Source organism: Nocardioides sp. (genome assembly GCA_037045645.1).
Classification (GTDB): domain Bacteria; phylum Actinomycetota; class Actinomycetes; order Propionibacteriales; family Nocardioidaceae; genus Nocardioides.
In genome coordinates, this window is the sequence record JBAOIH010000003.1 from 176,541 (window position 1) to 196,913 (window position 20,373).

Below are 20,373 nucleotides of genomic sequence, written 5' to 3' on the forward strand. Positions count from 1 at the left end.
TTCGCGCGCACGGACAGGAGTGACACGCATAACGACCGGTCCGCAGGTGCCGAACTGCCTTAGTTAGCAACGCACTCTCGACGCCACCCACACCTCGCGACAAGATGAAGGCATGGCCAACTCCGATCGCGCCGGTCAACTCGCCCAACCGCAGGACCTTGTCGACGTGCCCTGGCTCGTCTCGGCCTACTACACGCTCAAGCCCGACCCTGGCGATGTCGACCAGCAGGTCGTGTTCGGCACCTCGGGTCACCGCGGCAAGTCGATGAACGGCTCGTTCAACGAGGACCACATCGCGGCGACCACGCAGGCGATCTGCGACTACCGCAAGGAGCAGGGGTACGACGGCCCGCTCTTCCTCGGCGCCGACACCCACGGCCTGTCCGGCCCGGCCTGGATCACCGCGATCGAGGTGCTGATCGCCAACGACGTGACGACCCTGATCGACAGTCGCGACGGTTATACGCCGACACCGGCGGTGTCGCACGCGATCCTGCGCGCGAACGCGGGCCGCACCAGCGGCGCCGGTCTCGCCGACGGGATCGTGGTCACCCCCTCGCACAACCCGCCCACTGACGGTGGCTTCAAATACAACCCACCCCATGGCGGGCCGGCCGACTCCGATGCGACCAGCGTGATCGCCAAGCGCGCCAATGAGTTGATCAAGGGTGGTCTCGAAGACGTCAAGCGCATCCCCTTCACGCGCGCCAAGCAAAGCTGCCAGACCTATGACTTCCTCGGCAGTTATGTCGACGACCTGCCCCACGTCTTGAACCTGGACGCGATCCGGGAGGCGGGCGTACGCATCGGCGCCGACCCACTCGGCGGTGCGAGCGTCGGCTATTGGGGCGAGATCGCCGATCGCCACCACCTCGACCTGACCGTGATCAACCCGCTGGTCGACCCCACGTGGCGCTTCATGACGCTCGACTGGGACGGCAAGATCCGGATGGACTGCTCCTCACCGAGCGCGATGGCGTCGCTGATCAAGAACAAGGATGCGTACGACATCTCGACCGGCAACGACGCCGACTCGGACCGCCACGGCATCGTCACCCCCGACGGCGGGCTGATGAACCCCAACCACTACCTGAGCGTGGCGATCCAATACCTCTATGCCAACCGCAACGGTTGGCAACCAGACGGTTTCGTCGGCAAGACGCTGGTGAGCAGTTCGATGATCGACCGGGTCGCCGCCGACCTCGGTCGCAAGCTGGTGGAGGTGCCGGTCGGCTTCAAGTGGTTCGTGCCCGGCCTGCTCGACGGGTCCGGCCCGTTCGGCGGCGAGGAGTCGGCAGGCGCGTCCTTCAACCGCTTCGACGGGAGCGTCTGGACGACCGACAAGGACGGCATCCTGCTGGCGCTCTTGGCCAGCGAGATCACCGCAACGACCGGCAAGACACCCAGCCAACACTATGCGGAGTTGACCGCGAGGTTCGGGGACCCGGCGTACGCGCGAGTCGACGCGCCCGCCGACCGCGAGCAGAAGGCCAAGCTCGCCGCCCTCTCCCCCGACGACGTCAAGGCGACGTCGCTGGCCGGCGAGGAGATCACGGCGCGGCTGACCGAGGCTCCTGGCAACGGCGCCAAGATCGGCGGTCTCAAAGTGACGACCGAGAACGCGTGGTTCGCCGCGCGACCCAGCGGAACCGAGGACGTCTACAAGATCTATGCCGAGTCGTTCAAGGGCCCCGACCACCTCGCCGAGGTGCAGGCCGAGGCCCGCGAGGTGGTCAGCGCCGCGCTCGCCTAGAGCACCGCGCGTACGGCCGCCAGCGCGCGGGTCAGATAGTCGTCGATCACCGCACGATCGGCATCGGAGAGGGAGGCGTCCAGCGCCGCCAGTTGGACGAACATCGGCATCAGGTGTCCGATCACCTCGGCGCGCCCGTCGGGGGTGAGTTCGACGATGCGACGCCGCCTGTCCTCGGGGTGGGGTACGCGATGGACATGTCCGCGCTCGACCAGCCGGTCGACGATCCCCGAAGCCGCGGCGGTGGTCACGCCCAGGTGGCGCGCCAACTCGCTGGGTCCCCAGTCCTCGCGGGTCAACACCTCGAGGGCGGCGAGCTCGCTGTGGCTCAGACCGGCGCGGCGAGCCAGCGACGGCACGCTGCTGCGGCCGGCTTCCAGCAACGCGCGCAACAGGTCGGAGGTCGACGAGACGAGCCCCACGTCACTGTTGGTGCGCGCCACCAGCTTGCCTTTCACTCAACTAACTAACTAACTTAGTTAGCGATTTTCTATCCCCATTCTACTCGGCGAGGACCTCGATGACTTCCACGAGACCGTTCCTGACTCGCATGCGCGCTGTCGTCATCACCCTGCTCGGCTTCCTGCTCGCGGGCGGACTGATCGGCGGGCTCGGCGAGGCCGAGCGCGAGGCCAGCCCGACCGACAACGCGCCGAGCGGCTATGACTCGACGAAGGTCACCGAGTTGCTGCCCGAACTCCCCAGCGGGGACGGGTCGGCCGCCGTGCTGCTGTTCACCAAGGACGGCGGGTTCTCCAAGTCCGACGTGGGCGCCTTGCAGAAGAAGTACGCCGCGCTGCTGATGGAGGCCGTCAAGGACGCACCAGAAGGCGCCCAGCCGCCCGAGGGATCGGGTCAACCCGAAGGCCAGCCGAAGGAGTCAGGCCGGCCTGAAGGTCAGCCCGGGCTCACCCTGAGCGAGGACGGCACGGCCGCCATCGGCGTGGTGCCCATCCTGGAGGCCGAAGAGGTGGCGGCAGCCAAGGCCGTCACCACACTGCGCGAAGACGCGAAAGCAGATCTGCCCGAGGGCGTCGAGTCCGCCGTCACCGGGCCGGCGGCGATCCAGGCCGACCTGGCCGACGTCTTCTCCGGAGCCAACACCACTCTGCTGATGGTCACCGGCGGGGTGGTCATCTTGCTGCTGCTGATCACCTATCGCAGCCCGTTGCTGTGGATCGTTCCCTTCCTGACCGTGGCCCTCGCCGACCGTACGGCCGTGGTCGCGGCGACCCAGGTGCTGCACGCGTTCGACGTGGCCTGGGACGCCTCGACGACCGGGATCTTGTCGGTGCTGGTCTTCGGCGCGGGCACCGACTACGCGTTGCTGCTGATCTCTCGCTATCGCGACGAGTTGCGTGTCCACGAGAACCGCTTCGAGGCGATGGGCGTCGCGTGGCGGCGTACGTTCGAAGCGGTCATCACCAGTGCCGGCACCGTGTTCCTCGGCCTGCTCGCGATGTTGCTGTCGGTCGTGCCCAGCACCCGCGGTCTGGGCTTGGCCTGCGTGGTGGGCATCGCGGTCGCGGCGGGATTCGTCCTCGGCGTGCTGCCCGCGTTCTTGACCATCTTCGGTCGCGGCATCTTCTGGCCCCTCGTGCCGAAGGTCGGCGATCAGGGGCTCGCCGAGGGACATGGATTCTGGCGGCGCATCGGCGACGCCGTGGCCAAGCGGCCCGCGCTCTATGCGGTCGCGGCAACCCTGCTCCTGGGTGTGATGTCGCTGGGGCTGCTCCAGATCAAGAGCGGTCTCTCGGTGGAAGATCAGTTCCTCGACACCCCGGAGAGCATCAGCGCATCGGCGCGCCTGAGCGAGTCGTTCCCCAGCGGCACCAGTGACCCGACGATCGTGCTGACCCGCGCCGACGCGCAGGAGGTGGTCGAGGCCGCGCAAGACAGCACCGGTGTCGCCAACGCCCGCGTCGCCAACGAGGGCGATGGCCTGAGCCGGATCGACGTGGTCTTCGACGACGGCGCGGGAGACACCGAGGCCGGTGACCTGGTGCGGGACCTGCGCACCACGCTGAGCGACTTCGACGACACGTGGGTGGGTGGCACCCAGGCCGAGGCAGTGGACGAGACCGATGCCGCCGAGCGTGACCGTTGGCTGATCATCCCGCTGGTCCTGCTGGTCATCTGGATCACCTTGATGGTGCTGCTGCGCTCGATCGTCGCGCCCGCGATCCTGGTGGTGACGGTGATCGCGACCAACTTCGCGGCTTTGGGTGCCGCCTGGTGGCTCTACACCGGCCTTTTCGGCTTCGAGGCGATGGATACCGGCGTACCCCTCTTCGCTTTCATCTTCCTCAGCGCCCTCGGCGTGGACTACAACATCTTCCTGGTCAGTCGTGCCGCCGAGGAGTCGCGCGAGCACGGCACCCGCGTCGGGATGCTGCGTGGCCTGGCCGCCACCGGAGGCGTGATCACCAGCGCGGGCGTGCTGCTCGCTGCGGTGTTCGCGGCCCTCGGCGTGCTGCCACTGGTGGTGTTGGCCCAACTCGGCATCGTGATCTGTCTGGGTGTCCTGCTGGACACCTTGCTCGTACGCACGGTGCTGGTCCCGGCGATCGCGCTGATCCTCGGCGACCGCTTCTGGTGGCCGCGCAAAGTGAGCCGCAGTGGGTGACCGGAGCGGCTGGGCACGCCGGCCCGGCTGAGTGAGGCCGAGCCGGCGGTGAGCCTCTTCGGACGGTTGTCCGAACAAGCCCGGCCAAACCCCGATCCAGCGAGCCGCTTCGGACGGTTGTCCGAACAAGCCCGGCCAAAGCCCCGATCAAACCCCGGCCAGGGCCGCAGCAGGATCAGCGGCGACCGGAGCTGAACCCCGCCGCGCTGTGCGTACGACCGGAGCCGCTCGGGGCGCCGCCGCGGCGACGGGTCGACTGGCCCTTGGGCTTGGACCCTGCCGGGCGACCTTGACCGCCCGACGAGCTGCCGCGTGATTGGGTGCCGGACTGGCCGTCACGAGACTGGCCGCCCCGAGACTGACCGCCCCGAGACTGGCCGCCCCGAGACTGGCTGCCCCGAGACTGACCGCCCGACTGACCACCAGCACCCCCACCCGACCGGCGCCGGTTGCGGCGCGGCTTGCCCGTGGACGAACCGGAGGGAGCCGACGTGTGCGGAGCCTCGACGACGAACCCACCGGGGACCAGGGTCCGCTCGCCCGGCGCCAACTCGCGCAGGATCGGCGCGCCGGTGTCCCCGACGCGCGTCGTACGCGGCGAGATGCCGGCTGCGCGCGCGAGAGCCCGTACGTCACCTTGCTGGCCGTCGGTCATCAGCGTGATCACGGTGCCCTCGGCGCCGGCGCGAGCCGTACGCCCGGAGCGGTGCAGGTACGCCTTGTGCTCGGCCGGCGGGTCGGCGTGGATCACCAGTGAGACGCCGTCGACGTGGATACCGCGCGCGGCGACATCGGTGGCGACCAGCGTCGTGGCCGCACCGGAGTGGAAGGCGGCCATGTTGCGCGTACGCGCGTTCTGGCCCAGGTTGCCGTGCAGGTCGACCGTCGGGACGCCGCTCTTGTTCAACTGGCGAGCCAGCGCCTTGGCGCCGTGCTTGGTGCGGGTGAACACGACCGTACGACCGGGCGCGCTGGCCAGGTCGACCAGCACCGGGACCCGCTGATCGCGGGCGATGTGCAGCACGTGGTGGCTCATCTTGGCGACCGGCGACTGCGCCGAGTCGGCCTCGTGGGTCACCGGAGACGAAAGGAACTGCTTGACCAGCACGTCGATCGCCTTGTCGAGCGTGGCCGAGAAGAGCATCCGCTGACCGGTGCGTGGCGTGGCATTCAACAGCCGGCGTACGGCGGGCAAGAAGCCGAGGTCGGCCATGTGGTCGGCCTCGTCGAGCACGGTGATCTCGACGCGGTCGAGCGACACGTGCCCCTGACCGATCAGGTCTTCGAGGCGCCCCGGGCAGGCGATGAGCACGTCGACGCCATCACGAAGGGCGCGAACCTGCGGGTTCTGGCCGACGCCACCGAAGACGGTCGTCGTCGTGAGCCCGGCGGCAGCAGCAAGCGGCGCGAAGGTCGCGTTGATCTGCGTGGCCAGTTCGCGCGTCGGGGCGAGGACGAGAGCACGCGGGCGCTTGGTCACCGGTCGACCGCCGTCGGTCAGGCGCGCCACCACAGGCAGCGCGAAGGCAAGGGTCTTGCCGGAGCCGGTCCGCCCCCGGCCGAGCACGTCGCGACCCGCGAGCGAGTCAGGCAGCGTGGCGGCCTGGATGGGCGTGGGAGTGGTGATGCCTTGGGTGGTGAGGATGTCGGAAAGGCGCGCGGGCACGCCAAGGTCGGTGAAAGACAAGGGAAGATCGCAATCTGGTGAGAAACAAGGTGTCCCGTCAGCGGCCGGCGGATCACCCAAGACCCAGGCCCCGCACGGAGCCACGAGGTGTGGCTGGCGACGTACGGACAAACTCGCGACGAGAACTTCGACGAGCTGATGAGGCCAAGGTTAGCGACCAACGGCAAGAACGACCGCATCCTCAGACGACGAGGTCCTTGTGCCAACTCTGCGTGACGTACGCCGTCTCCCAGCCCATCGCGCGATAGAGCCCGTCGGCGCCGGTCGGCGAGTCCGCGTCGACCTCGAGCCCGACCCGATCACGTCCCCGTGACGCGGCGTCACCCAGCACCGTGTTGAGCAACGCCTTCGCGACTCCCCGGCCGCGAGCGTCACGATGCACGCCGATGTATTCGACGTACGACCCGCGTACGCCCGCCGGGTCCGGTGGCGTCACGGTGCACACCAGCGCACCGCCGGGCTGTCCATCGACGTACGCCAACCACCAGTGGTCCCAGCGATGCCCCGGGTCCTCTCGCAACCGCTGCACGAACTCGGGGAAGCTTCTCGCGATAGGAGTTGAAGTGATCGGCGAACGACTCCTCCAACATCCGGTGTACGCAGCGCAGGTCTTCCGCGACCGGCATCGTGGTGCCGTCACCCAGGTCGTGGGTCGCCACGCGCCGCACTTCGACGCCCTCACGCAGCGGCGGAAAGGATTCGGTCGACACGGGACGAGACATGTTCAACCAGGTCCGCGCGTGATGGTGACCGTGCGCGGCCAACCACGCCTGCAGGTCAGTGTCGCCCTCGTCGACGAGCATCTCCAGACGTTCCTCGGGCTCCTCGCGAAAGATCGCGATCGCGACCGACGACTCCTGCAACCAGTCCAGGAGCGGCAGCGCGATGGAAGCGGGGTTGTCCAAGGAGCGATCCACGAACATCGTGAGGTCGGTACGTCCCGCTGCTCGGTCATGCGCCGACGCCCAGCCCACGAGACGACCATCAGGGTCGAGGACCACGATCTGGCGACGGGTCCAGGATCCGATGCCGATCGCCTCGGCGCGCAACGCGTCCGGATCGGCCGACGCCGCGCCCCGGGTGTGCGCGCGGGATCTCTCCACGAGCCGCACGATGTCGTCGAGATCGTCGGCCGTGACGGGACGGGCGGTGAATCCTTCGGGCAGGTTCGCGTCCGGCATTCGGGTCATCTTGCCAGCCCGATCGTCGAAGGACGGACCAAAGTGTCACCTGCGACTTTGGTCCGTGCTTCTTCGCTAGGTTGGCTCAGTGGCCGACTCCCCCGTCCCGACCGTGGACTTCCCCGCCGAGACCTCTGGTGAGCGGAGCACCAGCGCCTTCGGCCGCGCGGTCGTGGCCGACGCATTGGACCCCATCGACCAGGTAGGCGCGCGAGCAGCCCGAGCCGAGACCTCCTGGCGCAGCGGCTATCTGCCCCATTTCCGGCGCCTGATCGAGGCCGGCATCGGCGCTCCCGGCTCCGCCCACGCCAGTGCTGCGGCCGGCCTGGCCTCGGTGTCCCAGCGGATGGCGTGGACCGGCCCGGACGGAGACGTCCCGCTCACCGCCCTCGACTGGGCGGGCACCGCACCGGGCACCCTGGCCGTCGAGGGCACCGGCGAACGCGTCGACGAATTGGCGATCCCCCATGGTGGCCGCGCACTGCGCGGAGCAGCGCTTTCGGCCCAACTCGAGCGTTGGGTCGAGGCCGGAGCCATGGAGCCCACCGTCGCCGAATCCGTACGCCTGGTCGCCGACAACCCCGACTGGCTCAGCCTGCCCGGACACACCCTCGTCGCCCTCGGCGCCTCGTCCGAGATGGGACCGACCCCGACGCTGCTGTCCTGGGGAGCCACGGTCGCAGGCATCGACCTTCCCGACGAGAAGCGCTGGTCGACGCTGATGGGCACCGCCTCGAGCAGCGCGGGACGGCTCCTGGTCCCCGTACGCGGCAGCGGCGGCGCTGTCACCGCCGGACTCGATCTCCTGCGCGAACTCACCGACGCCGCCGCCTGGATCGAAGCACTCGACGGCGACCTGGTCCTGGGCAATTACGTGTACGCCGACGGTGGCACCAACCTGCGGCTGTCCGCCGCGACGGACGCGTTGGCCGGTCAGGTCCAAGGCGTACGCACGGCGACGTTGGCGTTCCTGGCCACCCCGACGGATGTCTTCGCGGTGCCGGGAGACGCGGTCGAGCATTCCGTACGGGCGTACGAATCTCGCGGCGGCCTCTCGCGGATGTCGGGCCGACTCTTGCGTGGCGCGACCGGTGGCCGGCTGCTCGCACGCGCCTATCTGCCTGGATCAGACCCAGGAGTCTGCGATGCGCTGGTGCCGCAGCAAGGTCCGAACTATGCCCTGGGCAAGCGCCTGCACCGCTGGCGCGCGACGGCCGAGCGAGCCGACGGCCGACGCGTGTCCATGAACGTCGCGCCACCTACTCGCACCCAGTCGGTGGTCAAGAACAAGGCGCTCGCGGCTGCGTACGCGGGAGCACACCGTTTCGGTGTCGAGATCTTCGAGCCCGAGACGACTCGAGTGCTGATGGCCGCGCTGCTCGTACGCGATCTTATGGCCGAGCGTCCGGCGTTCGACGAGCCGTGGCAGGACGAGGCCTACGACGCCGTCCATGGAGGGCTCTGGCGTACGGGATTCGCGCCGCGCTCCGCACTGGGTCTGGCCGCGGTGTTGGGATACGGCTCGGCCAGATAGGTCACCACGCTGACCACCCGTCAACGTCGCACCTTCAGGGGCTTGGCGAACACCGGCTGTCGTTGTACATTCGGGCTTACAACGTAAAGCAGTAGCGCTCGTGCATCATCCGAAACTCCGCACCATGAAGTCGGCTGTCTCGGGCGTCCCCCCAAGAAAGCTGCAGCGACCTTCGAGTCACTGCATCCCCCCAACTGCAGAGATTTTCGAGTCACTGCATCCCCCCACCCAGCAGTACGCAGGCGCCACCGCATCCCCCAGCGCGGTGGCGCCTGCGCTGCTGCGCTCCCCCCACCCGTGAAGGACGTCCCCCCATGCGTCGCCTCGCTCCCGCAGTTCTTGCTGCTCTCATCCTGGCCAGCGTGTCCCCCTCCACTAGCTCCGCGTCTGCCGCGCAGATCAACTCGACCGGCACCATCGACCCCTCGACGGCCATCCCGATCCAACTCGGTGCGCCACCCAGCGCCAAGGCGATGGCGATGGAATCCGGCCGGCGGATCCGCACCCTCGCCACCTACTCCGGCAAGGTCTTCTACGGTTATGGCGACTACACCAACAATGCGGGGTCAATCCCGGCCCGCGTCGGTGTGGACGTGGCCTACTACGACCCCACGACCGGCGGGTTCGGCGTTTCGTACAACTCCTTCAGGACCGAGGAGATCAACACCTTCCGGACCATCAATGGCGCCCTGCACGTCCCCGCCATCGACCCGGCTGCACTGGCCAAACCGAACGAGTCGGTCGTGAGCAACCGCACCGGCACCTGGGCACTGCCCGCGCAGGGCGTGGCGGCAGCACACGTCTTCGACGTGGCGACTTCGAACGGCACCGACCTGCTCCTGTCCGGGGCTGCGGTCGCCCGCGACACCACCACGTGGTCCGACGCCCGCGGCGTGGTGTGGCGCTCGACGGACGGCGGTGACACCTGGACCGAATCGTTGTCCCAGACAGACACCAACCCGGCCTACCGCGACGGCTACGAGCGCATCTACTGGATGGGGCAGATCGGCAACCACGTCTACACCCAGGCCAGTCAGGGCAACCGTGGCCCGGCCCTGCCGATGATGCGCTTCGACGGCACCTCGTGGTCGAAGGTGACCACGAGCGGCACGCCTCCGATCTACCGCGTCAACCGGGCCAGCAAGGTGCTCTCGGCCGGGAACAGGATCTTCACGCTCGACGAGTGGCGCCTGGTCGCGTTCGACGGCACTCGCTATGTCGACGTGCCGCTGCGCACGGCCTCCGAGGGCTTCCCCGCGAGCATCACCCTGGGCGACAACGGCATGCTCTATGTGTTCATGAACAACTCCACGCAGGCGATCGTGGAGGTCGACCCGGTCACCTTGGCCACGCGCCGGTCATGGACCAACACCACCCGCGCCGTCTTCGACGTCACCAATCTCGCCGTCCTCGACGGCCAGGCGTACCTGACCCGCTGGACCATCTCGCGCAGCCAGCCGCCTCACGAGACGTTGTGGCGGGTGGCCATCTCCTGATCGGGTGTCGCAGGTCACGCGTACGTCGGCGTCATCGCCGAAATGCTCGCACGTTCCAGGCGAGGAGTCGCGGCCTCGTCCCCCCGGAGGCCGACCCTGCTCGTGGGTTGGGCGAAGCGAATTCCCGATCAGCCCGCGACAAGGGTCAGGCAGCGATCCGGTCGGACTCGAGGCGACCTGCCGCACGATCCATCTCACGCAGCATCTTGCGACGGGTCCGGTAATCCGAGCGCGAGAGCTTCCACAACTTCTTGACCTGCGACACCACGTTGGTGCGGTTGGTCTGCTCAAGCCAGCCGTTGGGCAGCGAAAGCCGGAACACTCGGTGCCACGCCGAGGCGACCTGCGGCACCAGCGGACGCGAGCAGTAGGCCAGGTCGTACTTGTCGAAAAGTGCCTGCACCTTCGGGGCGACTTCGGCATAACGGTTGGACGGCAGGTCGGGGAAGAGGTGATGCTCGATCTGGTGCGACAGGTTGCCTGTCATGGTGTGCATGAACTTCGAGCCGGAGATGTTGGCCGAGCCCAGCATCTGACGGACGTACCAGTCGCCCTTGGTCTCCCCCTCGATCGAAGCGCGCTCGAAAGTCTCGACGCCCTCGGGGAAGTGACCACACATGATCACCGAGTGGCTCCACACGTTGCGGGTCACGTTGGCGATCACGTTGGCGGCCAGCGTGGTCAGGAACGAGCCCGTCACCAGTGACAGCAGGGGATGTACGACATAGTCCTTGCCGGCCTGCTTCTTGATCTTGGCCAGCAGCAGGTCGACGTCCTCGCGGAATTTCGGGTCGTCGGCGAGCGCCTGCTTGAGTCCGCGACCGCGGATCTTCTCGCCGATCTCGACGTCGTACATCGCAATGCCGTACTCGAAGATCAGCGCGTTGAGGAAGTTCCAGAACGGCTGCGCCAGATACCGCGGGTGCCAGGTCTGGTCCTCGTCCACGCGCATGATGCCGTAGCCGAGGTCGTTGTCCTTGCCGATGACGTTGGTGTACGTGTGGTGCAGATCGTTGTGGGCGTGCTTCCACTGCACGGCGGGGCTCGCCATGTCCCACTCCCAGGTCGAGGAGTGGATCTTGGGGTCGCGCATCCAGTCCCACTGGCCGTGCAGGATGTTGTGGCCGATCTCCATGTTGTCGAGGATCTTGGCCAGCGACAGCCCCACCGTGCCCGCGATGAAGGCCGGCGGGAAGATGCTGCCGAGCAGGACGGCGCGGCTGCCGAGTTCGAGGTAGCGCTGCGTCTTGACCATCCGGCGGATGTACGCCGCGTCGGACGCGCCGCGGGAGTCGAGGACGTCTTGACGGATCGCGTCGAGTTCGATGCCGATCTGTTCGATGTCAGCTCGGGAGAGGTGCGCGATGGGGTCGGTCTGACCGAGGCGGTGCTTCTTCTGGATCGTGGTCATCTGATCTCCTTCAGTGATCGAGGTGGCACTCGCCCGCGGCGGCGTTGATGCAGGTCTGCACCTTCGTCCACTCATGCGGGGCGGCACCCGGGTCGACGGTGGTCACGGAGCCGTTGCGCAGATCGCGTACGGCGCCTTGCTTCATGGGCAGCACGCAGGCCATGCAGATGCCCATCCGGCATCCGCTCGGCATCAGCACGCCCGCTTCCTCTGCGGCTTGCAGGATCGGGGTCGCGCCATCGAGGTCGAGGTGCTTGTCCTGCTTGGCGAAGGTGACGCTGCCGCCTTCGCCGGGCTCGATGCGCGTCAGCCGGAACTGCTCGGTCTGCAACTTCAGGCCCCGTCCCGCCAAGAACTCTGCGAGCGCGTCCAGCAACGGGGCCGGGCCGCACGCGAGGGTCTCGCGTTCGTCGAGGTCGCGTACGAGGGTGGGCAGATCGGTGACGTCGAAGAGGCCGTCACGCTCGTCGAAGTGTTCGTGCAATGCGATCGACTCGCGCTGATGCGCGTCGAGCAACTCGGACCGGAAGATCGACGTCGTCTCCGCCACGTTGAGGTGGACCACGACGATGTCGTAGCGCCGATCCGCCCCGTCCAACGCACCCGAGGCGCTCAGGTTGCGCAGCATCCCCATCACGGGCGTGATGCCCGATCCGGCGGTGACGAACAGGAGCTTGCGCGGCGCGTGGTCTCGATCCCGCTCGACCGGCAGCACGAACTCGCCGGCCGCCTGCTCGAGGTGCACCAGCGTGCCCGGCTTTAGCTCGCGCACCAGATGGTTGCTGACCAGCCCGTCGGCCAACGCCTTGGCGGTAATCGAGATCAGGCCGTCGCTGCGCGGTCCGTGCGTCAGGGAGTACGCCCGCCAGTGCCGTACGCCGTCGATGTCGACGCCGAGTCGCAGGTATTGCCCTGGCACGTGCCCGGCCCAATCGCGCCCGGGCTTGATCACGATGGTGGCCGCGTCCGCCGTCTCGGATTCGACCGCCACGACGCGTCCGCGCAGGTCGGCGCCCGAGCGCAGCGGTGCGAAAAGGTCGAGGTAGTCGGCCGGCAGCGCCGGAGTGGTGAGCGACTCGACCAGGCGTACGGCGCGGTCACGCCAAGGGCGCGCTCCGGCGTCGCCACCCATCAATGCCGTCATGACACAACTGTGGCTTACAACCGGCCGCGGATTCCTGGCATCTGCATGTGAATCTTCGGGCACTTTTTGTTCACTACGAATAAAGTTGGGCCATGACCGTGACCCAGATGACACCCGGACTGCTCCATGCGCTGCAAGAACCCCTTGCAGAGGTCGCCACCCACACGATCCACGCGGTGATGACCCAGGTGCCTGCCTACAAGGAGGAGTTCGACGGTCCCCTGGGCGTCACCATCGCCCAGGCCGTGCAGATGGCGCTGAGTGGATTCCTGCGGCTGGCCGCCGCCGGAAGAGTCGGGGAGGCAGGCCCGCAGAGCCCCACGCTCGAAGGGGCGTACGCCCTGGGCCGCGGCGAGGCGCGCTCAGGTCGCAGCGCCGACGCGTTGTTGTCGGCCTATCGGGTGGGGGCTCGGGTCGCGTGGCACGAGCTGTCCCAGATCGCGGTGGAGCGGGGTGCGGGCGCAGGACAACTGGCCACCTTCGCCGAACTGGTCTTCGCCTACATCGACGAGTTGTCGGCCGCCAGTGTCGCAGGGCACGCCGATGAGATGGAGAGCAGCGGGCGGGTACGACAGGCACAACTCGACCAGTTGGCCGTAGCCCTGTTGCGCGGTGACTCCGCGGACGCCCTTACGCAGGCTGCCGCGGTCGCCGAGTGGATGCCACCGCCGAACCTCACTGCGGTCCTGCTCCCCGAGGCACAGGTCCGACCGGTGATCGGTCTGCTCGACTCCCCCGCCCTGCGAGCGCCGGCCGGTGTCTCGGGGCTGCCTGAGGGGACGGCGGTGCTGATGGTCGGCGGCTTCACCGGCGCCACCCGAGCGCGCCTGCTCAAGCTGCTCACGGGCCGATCCGCGGTGGCGGGGCCGACCCGCCCCTGGCTGGAGGTACGCGGCTCGTACGTCCGCGCGCTGCGCGCGCTGCCGATGCTTGTCGAGGAGTCGATCGACACCGAGGCCAGGCTGGCAGAGCTGATCTTGTCCGCCGACCCAGAGGCACTGCGCGACCTGCGTGAGCGGGTGCTCGCTCCGCTGGCGCGATTGCGTCCTGCCACCCGCGACAAACTCACCGAGACACTGCGCTCCTGGCTGCTGCACCAGGGCCGCCGCGACGACATCGCCGCCGCCCTCTTCGTCCACCCGCAGACCGTGCGCTATCGGATGAGTCAGGTGCGCGAGGCGTACGGCGATCGCCTGGAGGACCCCGAGATGATCAGGGGAGCTCACGCTGGCGCTGGCGTGAGTCGAGCCGACTTATCCTCTGCGTATGTTCGCTCGGGCCTTCGTCGCGCTCTTCAGCCTCCTCGCCGCATTGCTGATCCCGGCGCCGGCTCAGGCCGCCGACCGGATGATCTTCGCGCTCGACATCGCGAACTCCCCCCAACCTGGCCAGGTGCGAGTGCGCGGCTGGGTCTTCGACGACGACGCTCCTCAAGCCACCCTCACCGTGCATGTCTACGTCGGCGCCCAGGGCTTCGATCTGGGGATGACCATGGTGCCGCGCCCAGACGTCAACGCGACGTACGGTGGCGGCATCGGTGACTACCACGGCTTCGACAGCACCATGACGGTCGCCGGCACCGGCGCACAGAACCTGGCCGTCTATACCTTCGACGCGGTCACCGGGTCACCGGTGTTGCTGCACCAGGGCACGGTCACGGTCGCCAGTCCCGACCCGTTCGGTGACATGAACACCTTGACCTCCTCCGCGCCGTTGAAAGTGCACCTCACCGGCTGGGCCGCAGACCCCAGCGCCCCGACCCAGAGCCTGAAGGTGCGGATCTTCCGCGGCCCCGTCGGCACCACACTCCTCGGCGAACACACCGCGAACGTGCGACGCACGGACGTAGGGAGGGCGTACCCGGGTTACGGCGAACTGCATGGCTGGGACGTGACTCTCGACGTGCCGTCAGGCCAGCAGCAGATCTGTGTCCAGGCACTCAATGTGGGCGTCGGCACCAACGTCGCCCTGGAGTGCGGAATGGTCACCGTCGCACCCGACACCACCCCACCGATCACGTCCATCACGTCCGCGTCACCGGGCACGGTGCCGCTCGGCACCGTGGTGGCGTACGGCTTCTCGGCCAACGAGCCGGCGACCTTCGAGTGCAGTTGGGACGGGGCGCCGATGAGTCCGTGCGCCAGTCCTTCGACGGCCGACCTGCCGGTTGGCGCGCACGACTTCCACGTCCGCGCCACCGACGCCAGCGGCAACGTCGAGACCACGCCCGTCGGACGCGGCTTCGAGATCCTGCCCCCGGGCGTCGTCAAGATCAGCGCCGCACTCAAGGCCGTCAAGAAACGCTCACGCCTGCGCGTGGACCTCGGCCCGGACTCCTCTGCCCTCAACTACCGCTTCGTGGTGCAGCGCAAGGTCAACGGGAAGTGGCGCAAGGTGAAGAAGGCGCGTACGAAGGGCCCGCGCGACCGGCGCGTGCTCGACCTCAAACGCGGCGTCTACCGGGTCAAGGTCCCCAGCCAGTTCGGGCTCGGTGGCACTCGCACGAGGAGGGTCCGCCTTGCACGCTGATCGCGCCCGACGGCTCGCAGTCGCGATCTTGCTCGCGTTGAGCCTGGGCTTCCTCTCCGTGCCGTCGAGCCAGGCGGCTGCGCCCGCCGAGGGCGCGTACGTGTCCTATGGCGGTCACATCTACCGCATCGCAGGCGGTGCACCGCTCTACATCACCGCCGCCTATTGGGCCACGTTCGCCACCAAGCCGACCGTGACTGCGCTGACTGCTGCGGACTGGGGTGCGCTGGCCGCCTACCCGCGCGACAACACCTATATCCGGGCAGCCTCACCCACCGGAGGCAACCCGGTCTATGTGATCGCCGGTGGTGCGCCCGTGTACGTGTCGTGGACCTACTGGTCGTCGCTGGCCACCAAGCCCACGCTGATCGACGTCGACGAGACGACGGTCAACAGCGCGGGTTCGGCTGCACCCAATGACCGCCTGCGGGCGTTCCCGGCGACCGGGACGTTCCTCCAGGGCGTACAGGCCGGGAGCCCCGACGACGGGACCGTCTATCGCGTCGCCGGTGGCGCGCCTGTCCACGTGAGCGACTGGGCCGTCTTCGGCGGCGTTCACTCGTCTGTACGCGTGGGGCTGGATGCCATCGAGCAGGCGGGTTCGGGCGGCTACTACAACCGACTGCGTTATCGCCCGGCCGAGGGCACCATCCTCCGGGTGCCCGACGGGACCAAGTATCGCGTCGAATCGGGTGCGCCGATCCCGTTCAGCACGACCGGCGCCGGCGCGCTCACCGACCCGGCCGCCATCGCAAACGCCGGCAAACCGGGGAGGTGGTCTCACCTGGCCGCACCGCCCCCGCCGCCCACCGTGCCCGACACCACGCCGCCCGATACCTGGATCATCGCCGGCCCGACGGGCAGCGTCGCAACACCGACTGTGTCGTACGCGTTCCAGGCAGACGAACCCAGCACCTTCGAGTGCAGTTGGGACGACGCCGCCTGGCAGTCGTGCACCAGTCCCGCGGCGCGCGACCTGTCCCGTGGCGCGCACGTGTTCTCGGTGCGTGCCACCGACAACGCGGGCAACGTCGACCCGACCCCGGCAAGCCGCGGCGTCATCGTCGACGCCACCACCACGCGGATCGTCGCCCGCGTCAAGGCGGTCCGGAAGTCCTCGCGGCTGCGCGTGGACCTGGATCCGGACTCTGCCTCGCGCCACTACCGCTTCGTCGTGCAGCGCAAAACGAACGGGAAGTGGAAGCGCGTGCGCCGCACGCGCACGAAGGGTCCCAAGGAGCGGCGAACTTTGGACCTCCCCAAGGGCGTCTATCGAGTGAAGGTGCCCCAGCAACTCGGCCTGCGCGGCACTCGTACGAAGAAGGTGCGTCTTGTCCGTTAATCGAATCCGACACCTCGTCATCGCGGTTCTACTCACGCTCGGCGTGGGCCTGCTGACGGCTCCGCCGACGCAGGCCGCGGCGCCGGCCGAGGGGTCGTACGTCTCCTACGGCGGGCGCGTCTACCGCATCGCCGGTGGCGCCCCCATCTACGCCAGCGCCACCTATCTGGCCACGCTGTCGACAGCGCCACCGATCAACGCCCTCACTGCCGCGGAGTGGAGCGCGCTGCCCACCTATCCGCGCAACAACACCTACATCCGCACCATGCCCAGCAAGCATGTCTACGTGATGGCGGGCGGCGCACCGCTCTATGTGTCCTCGACCTTCTGGGCATCCATCGCGACCAAGCCGACGGTCATCAATGTGGATGAGACGACCGTGGCGAAGGCGAGCTCGACAGCGCCTTACAACCGCATCCGCAAGCTTCCCCTGTCCGGCCCCTTCCTGCACGCGATCCAAGAGGGACACCCCGATCACTGGAAGGTGTTTCGCGTCATCGGCGGCGCCCCCGTCTTCGTCAGCACCTGGAGCGTCTACGGCGGCACGCAGCCGTTGATCAAGGTGGGGATGGATGTCATCGAGAAGGCCGGCTCCGGCGGCCTCTACAACCACCTGCTCTACCGACCGTACGAAGGCACGATCCTGCGCGTGCCCGACGGCAAGAAGTATCGAATCGTCGACGGCGCACCGATCCCCCACACCACGACGAACGCGGGGATCCTGACTGATCCCGATGCGATCGCGAACGCGGGCAAGCCGGGCCGCTACTCCCACCTGGCCGCCCCCGACACCACTCCACCGGAGACCTCGATCACCGCCGGCCCGACCGGCACGGTGTCGAATCCGACGGTGTCGTACGCGTTCAGTTCAAGTGAGGCGAACAGCAGCTTCCAGTGCAGTTGGGACGACGCCGGCTGGGAGGCCTGCACCAGCCCGGCCAGCCGTACGCTCTCCTCTGGCCCGCACGTCTTCGCCGTCCGCGCGATCGACAAGGTCGGCAACATCGATCCCGACGCCACAGCAGCGCGGCGTCATCATCACCACCACTCGCTCTCGCGTCAGTGTCGCGGTCAAGGCGATCAAGAAGCGCTCGCGACTTCGAGTGAATGTCGGACCGGATTCGGCCACGCACAACTACCGCTTCGTCGTGCAGCGCAAGGTCAACGGCAAGTGGAAGCGAGTCAAGAAGTCGCGCACCAAGGGGTCACGAGACCGCAAGGTGTTGAACCTCAGGCGAGGTGTCTACCGCGTGAAGGTGCCCGCGCAACACGGCCTGAAGGGCAAGCGGAGCAAGCGGGTGAAGCTGCGTCGCTGAGCGGCAGTTTGCGCGCGGGATCGACCGGGCATCGTCGCAGTCATAATCCCGCGAAAGGTCTCGGTCGATGCGCGCGCTCCGGCTCCTCTGTCTTGTCGTCACCGCCCTGCTCGGGGTGTCCCTCGTGGCCCTGCCGACGGCGACCGCTGGCTACCCCTACCAGGGGCAGGCGACGATCACGGCGCCCTACCCCGGCTTCCTCCACGTCAAAGGATGGGCACGCCACGATCAGTACCCCAGCGACCGTGTGCGCGTGTGGGTGCAGGTCGGGCTCAGCTCGAACATCGAACTGGCCGGTGTCGCGGATGACCCCGCACCCAACACCTTCTATGACGGCCACGCCTTCGATCTGCGCGTGCATGTGCGCAACAACACCGGATCGACAGCCGTACGAGTGTGGTTCTCCAACACCCAGCCCGACCCTGGTTCACCCCCCGATGCTCAAGCGTCCTTCTACCTGCCGCCACTCGTGCCGTTCGGGGCAGTGGACAACATCGTCAGCAACGCGGCCGGGCAGGTCACGATCACCGGCTGGGCTGTGGACCCTGCCCAGCCCGGCAACAAGGTCCGGATATTCGCGACCGAGGCCGCGGTCGAAGGCGTCGCTGGGCTCCCCCGCACCGATGTCGGCAACGCCTACCCCGGCTACGGACCCGATCACGGCTTCCACCTCACTGGTGGCTCCTCCCCCGGGACGAAACCGATCTGCGTTCACGCCCTCGGCGTCAACGGGATGACCGAGCTGGGCTGTCGGGTGGTCAAGGTCAACCCGGCAGGGGTGATCGAGGCCGGGATCGATGCCGCCACGGGCGGGCCCGGGTCCGTACGCGTCGCCGGTTGGGCGTTCGATTACGACGCTCCCAACACGCCGGTCACCATGCACCTGTATGTCGGGGGCACTCCGGACATGGCTGGCGTCGAGGCCTTCAATCTCGGACCGGCCGACCGGCTGCGCACCGATGTCGGCGGGTCGTACGGCGTCGGCAACTACCACGGCTTCGACAAGACCGTGGCCGTCAAGAAGTTCGGCGACCAGCCCATCTATCTCTACGCCCTCAACGTCGACGGCACGCCCGGCGGCCATCGTCTGGTGCTGACGAAGACCGTCCACATCACGCGAGACACGACACCTCCCGATACCCAGATCACGGCAGGTCCCGTGGGCACGGTCAACACCGGCAACGTGTCGTACGCCTTCTCGTCCACCGAGGGTGGCTCCACCTTCGAATGCTCGTGGGACGGCGAGCCGTGGACCGCGTGCACCTCGCCCACGAGCCGCGAACTGGGCAACGGACCGCACACCTTCGCGGTCCGGGCCGTCGACCCAGCCGGCAACAAGGACCAGACGCCGGCCAACCGCGGCATCATCGTCGATCTCGGCGGGACCAACCCGATCACCAAGCTCACGCTCGCGGTCAAGGCGGTCAAGAAGAAGTCGCGACTGCGGGTCAACGTCGGCCCCGATTCGGCCGCGGTGAACTATCGGTTCAAGGTGCAGCGTCGCGCGAACGGCAAGTGGAAGACCGTGAAACGTGCGCGCACCCGCGGGCCCAAGGACGTACGCACCCTCGACCTGCGTCGTGGGGTCTATCGGGTGAAGGTCCCCCGCCAGTTCGGACTGCCGTCGGCCAAGAGCCGCAAGGTCCGGCTCACACGTTGAGCCTGTGACAGGCTGCCCGCATGTCGCGGCCCACGTCCTCCGTCCCCGGTGCGCGTCGACGTGGCCGCCCCGGCACCGACGCCGAGACGGTCTTGCGGACGGCGATCACCCTGTTCAACGAGCGTGGCTACGACCACACGTCGATGGGAGATCTGGCGGAAGCCCTCGGACTGACCAAGTCCGCGATCTATCACCACGTCGCGTCCAAGGAGTCGCTGCTCGCCGCAGCCCTGGACGAGGCGCTCGACGCGCTGGTCGAGGTGGTGCGAGCCCCCGCCGGCGGGTCGGCCGGCGAGCGATTGCGTACGACGATCCACTCGTCGGTCGAGATCCTGGTCGCCCATCAGCCGGCGGTCACGTTGCTCCTGCGCGTACGCGGGAACTCGCCCGTCGAGGTCGCCGCCCTCGACCGGCGCCGCGAGATCGACGCACAGTTGGCGGCTCTGGTCTCGGACGCGATCAGCGCTGGTGAGTTGCGCTCCGATCTCGACCCGTTGCTGGTGTCACGCCTGCTCTTCGGCATGGTCAACTCACTCGTGGAGTGGTGGCGCCCCGGCGGACCGACCTCGGCTGTCGAGTTGGCCGATGCGGTGACGGCGATCGCCTTCGACGGCTTGCGTGACCCGGCCGTTTGCCCGTGATGGGCTGAGGGCAGGGTCGAGCAGAACCGCTCAATCCCCCGAAAGGCACCGCC

At 68.1% G+C, this 20,373-nt stretch carries 17 protein-coding genes; 10 read left to right on the forward strand and 7 right to left on the reverse strand.

Annotated elements, in window-relative coordinates; genetic code table 11:
• Positions 1-112 precede the first annotated feature (112 nt).
• Positions 113-1,753 (forward strand): phosphoglucomutase (alpha-D-glucose-1,6-bisphosphate-dependent), encoded by a 1,641-nt coding sequence (gene pgm / locus V9G04_12650; GenBank protein ID MEI2714105.1) that lies wholly within the window; start codon positions 113-115, stop codon positions 1,751-1,753.
• Here pgm and V9G04_12655 read toward each other — a convergent pair.
• A complete protein-coding gene (locus V9G04_12655) occupies positions 1,750-2,196 on the reverse strand; it encodes a MarR family transcriptional regulator (protein MEI2714106.1) in 447 nt (148 codons plus the stop codon). The genes pgm and V9G04_12655 overlap by 4 nt on opposite strands.
• 77 nt (positions 2,197-2,273) lie before the next feature.
• Between V9G04_12655 and V9G04_12660 the strand changes: the two genes are divergently transcribed.
• Positions 2,274-4,379, forward strand: a complete 2,106-nt coding sequence (locus V9G04_12660) for an MMPL family transporter (GenBank protein ID MEI2714107.1) — start codon at positions 2,274-2,276, stop codon at positions 4,377-4,379.
• A 175-nt stretch (positions 4,380-4,554) separates the two neighbouring features.
• Here the strand turns inward: V9G04_12660 and V9G04_12665 are convergent, their stop codons facing one another.
• From V9G04_12665 to V9G04_12675, 3 genes are all read right to left on the reverse strand, one after another.
• Positions 4,555-6,066 carry a DEAD/DEAH box helicase gene (locus V9G04_12665; protein MEI2714108.1) on the reverse strand — a complete coding sequence of 504 codons (1,512 nt, stop codon included), beginning with the start codon at positions 6,064-6,066 and terminating at the stop codon, positions 4,555-4,557.
• 181 nt (positions 6,067-6,247) lie between these two features.
• Positions 6,248-6,547 (reverse strand): N-acetyltransferase, encoded by a 300-nt coding sequence (locus V9G04_12670; GenBank protein ID MEI2714109.1) that lies wholly within the window; start codon positions 6,545-6,547, stop codon positions 6,248-6,250.
• Entirely contained in the window at positions 6,438-7,247 is an 810-nt protein-coding gene (locus V9G04_12675) for a hypothetical protein (protein MEI2714110.1), read from the reverse strand. Before V9G04_12675 ends, V9G04_12670 begins: the two co-directional genes overlap by 110 nt.
• 88 nt (positions 7,248-7,335) lie before the next feature.
• On the opposite strand from V9G04_12675, the gene V9G04_12680 reads away from it, so the two are divergent.
• Positions 7,336-8,781: a hypothetical protein gene (locus V9G04_12680; GenBank protein MEI2714111.1), complete on the forward strand. Its 1,446-nt coding sequence runs from the start codon at positions 7,336-7,338 to the stop codon at positions 8,779-8,781.
• A gap of 314 nt (positions 8,782-9,095) precedes the next feature.
• On the forward strand, positions 9,096-10,277 hold the full coding sequence (locus V9G04_12685) for a hypothetical protein (protein ID MEI2714112.1): 1,182 nt from the start codon (positions 9,096-9,098) through the stop codon (positions 10,275-10,277).
• Positions 10,278-10,422: 145 nt separating this feature from the next.
• Here the strand turns inward: V9G04_12685 and V9G04_12690 are convergent, their stop codons facing one another.
• On the reverse strand, positions 10,423-11,688 hold the full coding sequence (locus V9G04_12690; GenBank protein ID MEI2714113.1) for an acyl-CoA desaturase: 1,266 nt from the start codon (positions 11,686-11,688) through the stop codon (positions 10,423-10,425).
• 10 nt (positions 11,689-11,698) lie between these two features.
• The gene (locus tag V9G04_12695) at positions 11,699-12,832 is read right to left on the reverse strand and encodes a ferredoxin reductase (protein MEI2714114.1); all 1,134 of its coding nucleotides are present in this window, start codon (positions 12,830-12,832) and stop codon (positions 11,699-11,701) included.
• 92 nt (positions 12,833-12,924) lie between these two features.
• Between V9G04_12695 and V9G04_12700 the strand changes: the two genes are divergently transcribed.
• From V9G04_12700 to V9G04_12710, 3 genes are read left to right on the forward strand one after another with little or no spacing between them, the layout of a single operon-like run.
• Entirely contained in the window at positions 12,925-14,373 is a 1,449-nt protein-coding gene (locus tag V9G04_12700) for a helix-turn-helix domain-containing protein (GenBank protein ID MEI2714115.1), read from the forward strand.
• Positions 14,318-15,361 (forward strand): hypothetical protein, encoded by a 1,044-nt coding sequence (locus V9G04_12705; protein ID MEI2714116.1) that lies wholly within the window; start codon positions 14,318-14,320, stop codon positions 15,359-15,361. The genes V9G04_12700 and V9G04_12705 overlap by 56 nt, the downstream gene beginning before the upstream one ends.
• The gene (locus V9G04_12710) at positions 15,351-16,703 is read left to right on the forward strand and encodes a hypothetical protein (protein MEI2714117.1); all 1,353 of its coding nucleotides are present in this window, start codon (positions 15,351-15,353) and stop codon (positions 16,701-16,703) included. Before V9G04_12705 ends, V9G04_12710 begins: the two co-directional genes overlap by 11 nt.
• 765 nt (positions 16,704-17,468) lie before the next feature.
• Here the strand turns inward: V9G04_12710 and V9G04_12715 are convergent.
• Positions 17,469-17,708: a hypothetical protein gene (locus tag V9G04_12715; protein ID MEI2714118.1), complete on the reverse strand. Its 240-nt coding sequence runs from the start codon at positions 17,706-17,708 to the stop codon at positions 17,469-17,471.
• Between the two features lie 98 nt (positions 17,709-17,806).
• On the opposite strand from V9G04_12715, the gene V9G04_12720 reads away from it, so the two are divergent.
• The 3 genes from V9G04_12720 (at position 17,807) to V9G04_12730 (ending at position 20,320) form a co-directional block, all read left to right on the forward strand.
• Positions 17,807-18,019 carry a hypothetical protein gene (locus V9G04_12720; GenBank protein ID MEI2714119.1) on the forward strand — a complete coding sequence of 71 codons (213 nt, stop codon included), beginning with the start codon at positions 17,807-17,809 and terminating at the stop codon, positions 18,017-18,019.
• Positions 18,020-18,086: 67 nt separating this feature from the next.
• Positions 18,087-19,679: a hypothetical protein gene (locus V9G04_12725; protein MEI2714120.1), complete on the forward strand. Its 1,593-nt coding sequence runs from the start codon at positions 18,087-18,089 to the stop codon at positions 19,677-19,679.
• A 20-nt stretch (positions 19,680-19,699) separates the two neighbouring features.
• Positions 19,700-20,320 (forward strand): TetR/AcrR family transcriptional regulator, encoded by a 621-nt coding sequence (locus tag V9G04_12730; GenBank protein MEI2714121.1) that lies wholly within the window; start codon positions 19,700-19,702, stop codon positions 20,318-20,320.
• The last annotated feature ends 53 nt before the right edge of the window (positions 20,321-20,373 follow it).

What these genes read in the sequence shown, in the direction of transcription:
- pgm (MEI2714105.1), top strand. Translation starts at nt 113, where the DNA reads ATGGCCAACTCCGATCGCGCCGGTCAACTCGCCCAACCGCAGGACCTT.
- V9G04_12660 (MEI2714107.1), top strand. Translation starts at nt 2,274, where the DNA reads ATGACTTCCACGAGACCGTTCCTGACTCGCATGCGCGCTGTCGTCATC.
- V9G04_12675 (MEI2714110.1), bottom strand. Translation starts at nt 7,247, where the DNA reads ATGCCGGACGCGAACCTGCCCGAAGGATTCACCGCCCGTCCCGTCACG.
- V9G04_12685 (MEI2714112.1), top strand. Translation starts at nt 9,096, where the DNA reads ATGCGTCGCCTCGCTCCCGCAGTTCTTGCTGCTCTCATCCTGGCCAGC.
- V9G04_12690 (MEI2714113.1), bottom strand. Translation starts at nt 11,688, where the DNA reads ATGACCACGATCCAGAAGAAGCACCGCCTCGGTCAGACCGACCCCATC.
- V9G04_12695 (MEI2714114.1), bottom strand. Translation starts at nt 12,832, where the DNA reads ATGACGGCATTGATGGGTGGCGACGCCGGAGCGCGCCCTTGGCGTGAC.
- V9G04_12700 (MEI2714115.1), top strand. Translation starts at nt 12,925, where the DNA reads ATGACCGTGACCCAGATGACACCCGGACTGCTCCATGCGCTGCAAGAA.
- V9G04_12705 (MEI2714116.1), top strand. Translation starts at nt 14,318, where the DNA reads ATGACCATGGTGCCGCGCCCAGACGTCAACGCGACGTACGGTGGCGGC.
- V9G04_12715 (MEI2714118.1), bottom strand. Translation starts at nt 17,708, where the DNA reads ATGTTGCCGACCTTGTCGATCGCGCGGACGGCGAAGACGTGCGGGCCA.
- V9G04_12725 (MEI2714120.1), top strand. Translation starts at nt 18,087, where the DNA reads ATGCGCGCGCTCCGGCTCCTCTGTCTTGTCGTCACCGCCCTGCTCGGG.
- V9G04_12730 (MEI2714121.1), top strand. Translation starts at nt 19,700, where the DNA reads ATGTCGCGGCCCACGTCCTCCGTCCCCGGTGCGCGTCGACGTGGCCGC.